The organism is Allobosea sp. NPDC055594, assembly GCF_053618995.1.
Map to the genome: position 1 here is coordinate 1 of NZ_JBSHIO010000042.1, position 2,591 is coordinate 2,591.

Consider the following 2,591-nt stretch of genomic DNA (forward strand, 5'->3'; position numbering starts at 1 on the left):
TGTGCACGGCGGTGAGAAAACCATCCAGTGAAGCGCCGGCGCTTGTGCGGGCGCGGGCGGTGTAAAAGTCGTCCACTGGATAGGCTGGCCCCTTTGGGGTCGGCGAGGATGTTCGCTGTGGAGGTCTACGCGGCGGTTCGCGATTTCGTTTTCAACCAGAAGCAGAGCCGACGGGAAGCGGCTCGCGTGTTCGGACTGAGCCGCGAGACGATCGCCAAGATGTGCCGGTTCTCGATCCCTCCGGGCTACACGCGCACGAGGCCGGTCGAGAAGCCGAAGCTCGGTCCGCTGCTGCCGGTGATCGAGGCGATCCTGGACGGGGATCGGGCGTCACCGGTGAAGCAGCGCCATACGGCGAAGCGGATCTTCGAACGTCTGCGGGACGAGCACGGCTTTGCCGGCGGCTACACGGTGGTGAAGGACCATGTGCGGCTTTGCCGGGCGCGCGGTCGCGAGACCTTCGTTCCGCTGGCGCACCCACCCGGTCACGCCCAGGTGGATTTTGGCGAGGCAACCGCGGTGATCGGCGGGGTGCGTCAGAAGATCCACTTCTTCTGCCTGGACCTGCCACAGTCGGACGCCTGCTTCGTGAAGGCCTATCCGCGGGAGACGACGGAAGCCTTCCTGGACGGTCACGTCTCGGCGTTCGGCTTCTTCGGCGGCGTACCGCTGTCGGTGCTCTACGACAACACGCGCATCGCGGTGGCGAAGATCTGCGGCGATGGCTGGCGCGAGCGGACGCGGGCGTTCACCGAGTTGGTGAGCCACTATCTGTTCCGGGATCGGTTTGGCCGCCCGGGCAAGGGCAACGACAAGGGCAAGGTCGAGGGGCTGGTGAAGTATGCCCGCTCGAACTTCCTGACGCCGATCCCGGTGGCGGCGAGCTTCGCCGAGCTGAACGCGATGTTGGCCGAGCGCTGCCGCCGGCGACAGGGCGAGCGGACTGGTCGACACGCGCAGACGATCGGCGAGCGTCTCTCGGCCGATTGTGAGGCCCTGCGCCCCTTGCCGGCGGTGCCGCTGGAGCCGTGCGAGAAGCGTGGTGGGCGGGTCTCATCGACGGCGCTGGTTCGCTACCGGTCGAACGATTACTCGGTGCCGACGGCCTATGGCTTCCAGGACGTGGTGGTGAAGGGCTTCGTCGAGGAGGTCGTGATCCTGTGCCGGGGCGAGGAGATCGCCCGGCATCCGCGCAGTTACGGGACCGGCGTGTTCGTCGCCGATCCGCTGCATTATCTGGCGCTGATTGAGGAAAAGCCGAACGCGCTCGACCAGGCGGCGGCGTTGCAGGGCTGGGACCTGCCCGAGGCCTTCCAGCACCTGCGCCATCTGCTGGAAGCGCGGATGGGCAATCGCGGCAAGCGCGAGTTCATCCAGGTGCTGCGGCTGATGGAGGCCCTGCCGCGCGATGTCGTGAGCTTCGCCGTCGGTGAGGCAATCCGGCTCGGCGCGATCGGCTTCGACGCGGTGAAGCTGATCGCGCTGGCGCGCCTGGAACGGCGTCCGGCCCGCCTCAATCTGGCGGCCTATCCGCATCTGCCGAAGACGGCGGTGAAGACGACCTCGGCCGCCGATTATGCCGTGCTCCTGCCGGGAGCCGCGGCATGATGGGCCCGGCGAAGGAGGCGATGCCGGCGGGCACCACCGCGGGAACGCCGCAGGTGCTGCTGGCACATCATCTCAAGCATCTGAAGCTGCCGACCGTGCTGCGCGAATACGACAAGGTCGCGCGGGAATGCGCCCGGGACGGCGTCGATCATCCCCGCTATCTGCTGCGGCTGGTCGAGCTCGAACTGATCGACCGGGAACGGCGCATGGTCGAGCGGCGGATCCGGGCGGCGCGGTTCCCGGCGGTGAAGAGCTTCGACACCTTCGACTTCACGGCGATCCCGAGCCTCAACAAGATGCTCGTGCTGGAACTGGCACGATGCGGCTACATCCTGCGCCGGGAGAACATCATCGCACTCGGCAACAGCGGCACGGGCAAGACCCATGTCGCTCTCGCGCTCGGGCTGGCCGCTTGCCAGAAGGGCTTCTCCGTTGCGTTCACCACGGCGGCTTCGCTGGTCAGCCAGCTCCTCGAGGCCCGCGACGAGAAGCGTCTGCTCCGGCTCCAGCGCGAGTTGCAGGCGGTCAAGCTGCTGATCGTCGACGAGCTCGGCTATGTGCCGCTGTCGCCGACCGGCGCCGAGCTCCTGTTCGAGGTCTTCTCGCAGCGCTACGAGCGCGGTTCGACCATCGTCACCTCGAACCTGCCCTTCGAGGACTGGACCTCGGTCCTCGGATCGGAGCGGCTGACCGGCGCGCTGCTCGACCGGCTCACCCACCACGTCAGCATCCTGGCCATGAACGGCGACAGCTACCGCCTCAGGCAATCCGCTGGCCGCCGGCGCGCCACCGCCGCGGCGGAGGAAACCCAGGCCGCCGTCGAAAACGCCGATCCTGAAACCGGCGAGATCATCGCCTGATCAATCCCGGCAGCGGATATGGCAAGGGCCCCGATCGGGGCCCTTGCCATATCCGCCGCTCCACGACGCCAGTGGCCTACTTTTGCTCCGCCACCCTGGCCTGGAATCCGACCGCCGTTGACA

At 67.4% G+C, this 2,591-nt stretch carries 2 protein-coding genes; both read left to right on the top strand.

Features of this window, described 5'->3' with window-relative positions:
* The first annotated feature begins 108 nt into the window (after window positions 1-108).
* Entirely contained in the window at window positions 109-1,608 is a 1,500-nt protein-coding gene (gene istA, locus ACWGRX_RS26815; RefSeq protein ID WP_452120044.1) for an IS21 family transposase, read from the top strand.
* Entirely contained in the window at window positions 1,608-2,468 is an 861-nt protein-coding gene (gene istB / locus ACWGRX_RS26820; protein WP_452120045.1) for an IS21-like element helper ATPase IstB, read from the top strand. The genes istA and istB overlap by 1 nt, the downstream gene beginning before the upstream one ends.
* The last annotated feature ends 123 nt before the right edge of the window (window positions 2,469-2,591 follow it).